This window comes from Aquidulcibacter sp. (assembly GCF_044346625.1).
GTDB lineage: Bacteria > Pseudomonadota > Alphaproteobacteria > Caulobacterales > Aquidulcibacteraceae > Aquidulcibacter.
This window is the reverse complement of sequence record NZ_JBIIYV010000117.1, coordinates 1-5604: the sequence shown is the minus strand read 5'-3', so window position 1 is coordinate 5604 and position 5604 is coordinate 1. Positions and strand designations below refer to the sequence as shown.

Genomic DNA, 5604 nt, shown 5'->3' with positions numbered 1-5604 from the left:
GCGATGCTGGCCCGGCCGTCGCGCTGCAGCAAGCGAAGCAAAGCACGGTCCTTGTCATCAAGTGTAGCGATTTCCATTGGAAAGTCTCCTTTTCTTCGTGCTTTCCACTAACAAACCTCAAAAGCTTGGGCAAGTTTGCGCGGAACCGCCATACAAAGCGTGTTAGGGTCGCTCATCACAGGAGACAGACATGAAAATTGGCGTGCCTAAGGAAATCAAGCCTCAAGAAAACCGCGTCGGCGCAACGCCGGGCACCGTGGCGCAGCTCGTCGCTGCTGGACATGAGGTTTTCGTCGAGTCCAACGCTGGCGCCGGTATTGGGGTTTCCAATGAGGCGTATGAGAAAGTTGGCGCGACAATTCTCCCAGACGCAGATGCAATCTTTGCCGCCGCGACCATGATCGTAAAAGTAAAAGAACCCCAGCCGATTGAGTGTGCACGCTTAAAGCCGCACCACATCCTGTTCACCTATCTGCACTTGGCCCCAGATCCAGAGCAAGCCAAGGCGCTGATGGCATCGGGCTGTACCGCTATTGCTTATGAAACCGTTGTTGGCCGCGATGGCGGACTGCCTCTTTTGGCCCCGATGTCGGAAGTCGCAGGGCGGATGGCGACCCAGGTGGGCGCACATTGCCTGTTGAAGCCACAAGGTGGTCTGGGCAAATTGATGGGCGGCGTACCGGGCGTGGCACCCGCCAAAGTCGTCATCCTGGGCGGTGGCGTAGCTGGCCTGAATGCTTGCGAAATCGCCCATGGTATGCGCGCCGATGTCACCGTCTTTGATCGCTCGAAAGCCGCTTTGGTCGCGATTGATCGTCAGTTTGGCGGCATGGTAACGACCCTGATGTCGACCCCTGATGCGGTCGAAGAGGCCTGTATCGAAGCTGATCTCGTGATTGGCGCAGTCTTGATCCCCGGTGCCTCGGCACCAAAGCTTGTCACCAAAGATATGCTGTCGCGTATGAAGGATGGCTCTGTCCTCGTCGACATTTCGATCGACCAAGGCGGTTGCTTTGAGACCTCGCACGCGACAACCCATGCAGATCCAACCTATGTGATCGACGGGGTGGTGCATTATTGCGTCGCCAACATGCCAGGCGCGGCACCTTTGACCTCAACCTATGCCCTCAATGGTGTCACAGCACCTTACATGCTGGCCTTGGCCAACAAAGGCGTTGATCAAGCACTAGCAGAAGACCCAGGCTTTGCCTTGGGCCTCAATGTCCGCGGCGGCCAGATCATGCACCAAGCCGTGAAAGAAGCTTTGGGCCTTTAATCCATTCACGTGAGCGGGAGGGCAAGGCTGGCTCTCCCGCGTCGCATGCTCTAATCAAAACGACTGGCGACCTCTTCACCAATTGCGAAGGAGGAGGTAAGGCCCGGGGAATCAATCCCGAACAAACAAACCAAACCCTCCAAGCCATGGCTGGACTGATCGAGGATGCGGAAGTCCTCAAACTGGGTGAGCGCATTGCCTACTTTGGGCCGAATGCCCGTATAGTCCGCCTGCATCAGGCTTTCGTCCAAACCTGGCCAATAGGCGCGGATCGATTCTGCAAAGATCGCCTTTCGGCTCTCATCCACCCGATAATCCAAGGTTTCGACCGGCTGAACATCTGGGCCAAAACGGGCATGACCGCTCATATCGGGCGTAACATGGATGCCGAGGCCGCCAGCGGACGGCATTGGATAAATCAAATGCGTGAACGGGGCTTTCCCCCCATAAGTGAAGTAATTGCCCTTGGCGAATTTGGTTTCTGGCACCAAAGCGGGGTCAAGGCCTTCAACGGCGTGTCCGGCTTGGGTGGACCAAAGACCTGCAGACAAAATGAGCTGGCGCGTGGTCAGGGTCATCGGCTCTTCACCCCCAACCCGGACCTGAAATCCGCCAGCAATCGGTGTAGCCCCCAGAAAAGGCGCATTGCGCGCGAGTGCCCCGCCATGATCTTCGATCACGCCTAAAAGTGCCAGCATGTAAGAATGGCTATCGACAATACCACTCGAGGGCGACCAAATGGCTGCCTCGGCAACAATCTCTGGCTCCATCTGCTTGATCCGGTCAGGGCCAATGATCTCAAGATCTGGGATCTCATTGGCGTGGCCACGATCATTTATGACCTGCAAGGCGGGCAAATCTGAGGCTGATGGCGCAACGATTAGCTTGCCAAGCGCGCGGGCCGAAATGCCCCGCTCCGCACAAAAGGCATACATGGCGTGCTTGCCTGCGACACAGAGGCGGGCCTTCAAGGACCCAGTGGGATAATACATGCCCGCATGAATAACTTCAGAATTACGTGATGAGGTTTCTTCGCCAAAGCGACCATTCTTCTCGAGCACGATAACACTTTGTCCACGGCTGGCTAACGCGCGACCAACGGCCAGACCGACTGCACCAGCGCCGACTATAATGACGTCTGTATCGGTCACAGCGCGTCTTTCCTCTTAGGCGCTGATACCCGTACCGATTGAACAAGCCACACCTGTACCGCCAATCCCGCAATAACCGCCGGGGTTCTTGGCCAGATACTGTTGGTGATAGTCTTCAGCATAATAGAATTCCGGTGCCAGCATCACTTCGGTTGTAATCGGCCCATAGCCCGATTTAGCCAAGGCGGTTGCATACTGGGCGCGCGCTTGTTCGGCAACCTGCAACTCCTGTGCATCGCTCACGTAAATTCCAGAACGATACTGGGTCCCAATATCGCCACCTTGGCGCATGCCCTGCGTCGGATCATGATTTTCGAAAAAGACCTTCAACAAGCCCTCCAAGGTAATCTCGCCCGGGTCATAGACCACCAGAACAACCTCATTATGGCCGGTCATGCCACTGCAGACTTCCTCATAGGTCGGATTAGGCGTGAGGCCAGCGCTATAGCCAACTGCAGAGGTGTAAACGCCCGGCGTTTGCCAAAACTTACGCTCGGCACCCCAGAAGCAACCCAATCCAAAAGTGATGGTTTTTAGATTATCCGGCCAAGGCCCCTTCAGAGGGCGACCGTTGACAAAGTGACGGGCAGGCACATTTACTGGTGTGGACCGACCCTTCAAAGCTTCGTGAGCCGCTGGGATTTGTAATTTCTTCTGTTTGGAAAATAGCATAGTAAGATGCTCCGGAGCTTTCCTAGATATAGGTCTAAAGATTGTTTACGCCAGATGCGTCTTTCGGGTTTCGCGTCAGTCTTTAATTAATCACATTCTGCCACACCTACTAGGATGAGTATGACAGCTGAACTTGCCACGCCAAGACTGCTTACGCGCCGATTAAGGTTGAACAGACCCAAGTTGGAGCTGCATGAGGGCGATTTGGCGCGCGCTGATCTGATCCTGTCGCGCGCGACCCATTGTGATCCTCAATCCAATGCAGCTTTGCTCGGTGACAAGCGCCTGTTGTTTTCGCCGTCAGGCCGCAGCTTCTTGAGCTATGCGCCGAAGGGCCGCACCTGGCTGGCCTTTGGTGCACCGGTAGGTCAAGCGGAAGAAGCGATAAGCTTGGCACAACGCTTTGTCGCTATGGCCCAAAACTGTGGCGCAAAGCCCGCTTTTTATGGCGTAGGGCCCAGCTTTGAACCGATTGCAGAGGCACTGGATTTACAAAAGGTCAAAACGGGCGAGCGTGCCATTTTAGATCTTTCAACTTTCTCCCTGGACGGCAAACAACGCCAAGTCATTCGCACCCATCGCAATCGTCATATCAAGAACCAGTTTAGCGTCCGCATTGAAGGACCTGGTGCTGTGCGGGCCAATTTGTCCCGCCTGCAGACGATCTCTGACCAATGGCTGGCGCATCAAACCGGAGGCGAAAAGGGCTTCTGTCTCGGACGGTTTGATGTGCATTATGTAGACCGCCTGCCGCTGGCGACTGTCCGCGCGGCAGATGGCCATATTGCTGCTTTTGCCTGCCTATGGCCTACCGCCGACAGATCCCGCATTGGGATCGATTTGATGCGCTATGGCGAAGACGCGCCAAATGGTGTGATGGATTATTTGTTTGCGGAGCTGTTCTTGTGGGCGAAGGCACAAAATTACCAAGCCTTTGATCTGAACACTTCCCCGCTAGCCGGCGTGGAGCCCTGCAGCCGTTCCCCCTTTGTCACAAATCTGGCCAAGCTGATGTATGAGCATGGCGAAAAACTGTATAATTTCCAAGGCGTGCGGCGGTTTAAGAACAAATTCCACCCAGAATGGGAAGACGTTTATCTGGCCGCACCAAAAGGGGTTTCCCACTTTGTCGCCTTGGCGCGGGCCACTTTGTTGATCAACCGCCCGCTCTAAGAGCCCGAACGCTGCGCGGCAAAATCCCCGCTCGACAACGCAAAAAGCCTCGTTACACTAATAGGATGCGTACGCTTCTCTTTGCCCTGTTGTCGTTTGCGACCTTGCTGGTCGCCCCTCTTTATGTTGCCGCCAAGCCTGTTCAGCCTGAAATAGGCAAAGGGTGGCAGGAAGTCGTCGTTCACGTAGCCGACCCTGTGCCTTGGGTGGCGTTTTTTACCGAAGATGCCGGTTGGAAAGTGGAGTCTCGCGGCCGAGTGGACCCTATGATCTTGAAATCATGGAACTTGGCACCCGAAGTAACGGGCAGCGAAGTTCTGTTGGTCAATGAAGGCGACGCCAAAGGCTGGATCCGGCTCGTAACCCTAAAGGGAATTGCCTCTGAACCGATCCGTCCAGCAGCCCAGGCCTGGGACCCCGGCGGCTGGTTCTCGCTGATGACGCGATCGCGCGATGCCACCAAGGTCTATGATAGAGCGATCGCTCGGGGTTGGACGGCCTATAATAGCCCGCAAGAGTTTAGCTTTGGTGGCGTGAAACTTCGCAATGTCGTGATCCGAGGACCAGACGGCGTCAATGTTTCAATCTATGAGCGTTTGGTGCCAAAGCTTGAAGGCTGGGAGACCACCAAGGGCATTAGCCGGGTGTTCAATGTCATGACCATGGTCAAGGATTTCGAGGCCGAACGTGCCTTTTTCCAAGAGGGCCTTGGCTTTGGCGCTTGGTTCATCGGCAATTATGAAGACGCACAGCCGGTCGCCACCAATTTCGGGCTGCCTGTCAATTTGTCGACCCAAATCCCACGTCGGTCCGGGATTTTATGGGAGAGCCAGAGTGAAGATGGCCGGGTAGAGCTGATGCGATTTGTTGGCCTTGAAGGCGTTGACCACGCCCCGCGGGCCAGCTTTAAAAATCGCGGCATTGTGTCCCTCAGACTGCCCGTAGCAAACCTGGATGCTTGGGTCAGCAACGTGAAATCTAAGAATATTCAAGTCAATCAAGCTGAGGGGCCCGCGCGGCTTGCGCCTTATGGGCGGGTAAAGTTGGCGTGGGTGCAATCCCCCAACGGCGGGATTGTCGAAGCCTTTGAGGTTTTGCCTTAAACGGGTCCGGTAAGGTCAGGCGGTCCAAAGGCTGTCACCAATTTGGCAAACGCCGCTTGACGCATCTCGGCCATGCTGGCCCCGGCCTGCTTTTGCACTAGACGTTCAGCAGTGAGGGTTTCCAGCATCTCCGCCCAAGCCTCCGGGAAAGTAGCGGTTAGGCGCTCGCGGACATAGGAAGCCGCTGCTGGGCTGCCCCCGCCAGTGCCCGCACTCAACACCAATCGTC

The 5604-nt window shown here is 55.7% G+C and carries 7 protein-coding genes; 3 read left to right on the top strand and 4 right to left on the bottom strand.

Features of this window, described 5'->3' with window-relative positions; genetic code table 11:
* A partial coding sequence (locus tag ACIQ20_RS15595; RefSeq protein ID WP_395781915.1) for an AsnC family transcriptional regulator occupies positions 1-77 on the bottom strand: 77 nt, incomplete at its 3' end.
* Positions 78-190: 113 nt separating this feature from the next.
* Here ACIQ20_RS15595 and ald point away from each other — a divergent pair.
* Positions 191-1276 carry an alanine dehydrogenase gene (gene ald, locus ACIQ20_RS15590; RefSeq protein WP_395781913.1) on the top strand — a complete coding sequence of 362 codons (1086 nt, stop codon included), beginning with the start codon at positions 191-193 and terminating at the stop codon, positions 1274-1276.
* A gap of 50 nt (positions 1277-1326) precedes the next feature.
* Here ald and ACIQ20_RS15585 read toward each other — a convergent pair whose 3' ends face one another.
* Positions 1327-2427 carry an NAD(P)/FAD-dependent oxidoreductase gene (locus ACIQ20_RS15585; protein WP_395781911.1) on the bottom strand — a complete coding sequence of 367 codons (1101 nt, stop codon included), beginning with the start codon at positions 2425-2427 and terminating at the stop codon, positions 1327-1329.
* A gap of 15 nt (positions 2428-2442) precedes the next feature.
* Positions 2443-3099, bottom strand: a complete 657-nt coding sequence (gene msrA, locus ACIQ20_RS15580; RefSeq protein WP_395781909.1) for a peptide-methionine (S)-S-oxide reductase MsrA — start codon at positions 3097-3099, stop codon at positions 2443-2445.
* Between the two features lie 120 nt (positions 3100-3219).
* Here msrA and ACIQ20_RS15575 point away from each other — a divergent pair, with 120 nt between their 5' ends.
* Positions 3220-4272, top strand: coding sequence for a phosphatidylglycerol lysyltransferase domain-containing protein (locus ACIQ20_RS15575; RefSeq protein ID WP_395781907.1), 1053 nt, complete (start codon positions 3220-3222; stop codon positions 4270-4272).
* 65 nt (positions 4273-4337) lie between these two features.
* On the top strand, positions 4338-5375 hold the full coding sequence (locus tag ACIQ20_RS15570; protein WP_395781905.1) for a hypothetical protein: 1038 nt from the start codon (positions 4338-4340) through the stop codon (positions 5373-5375).
* On the opposite strand, the gene ACIQ20_RS15565 is transcribed toward ACIQ20_RS15570, so the two are convergent.
* Positions 5372-5604 (bottom strand): hypothetical protein (locus ACIQ20_RS15565; RefSeq protein WP_395781903.1); only part of this gene is annotated, 233 nt, incomplete at its 5' end. The genes ACIQ20_RS15570 and ACIQ20_RS15565 overlap by 4 nt on opposite strands.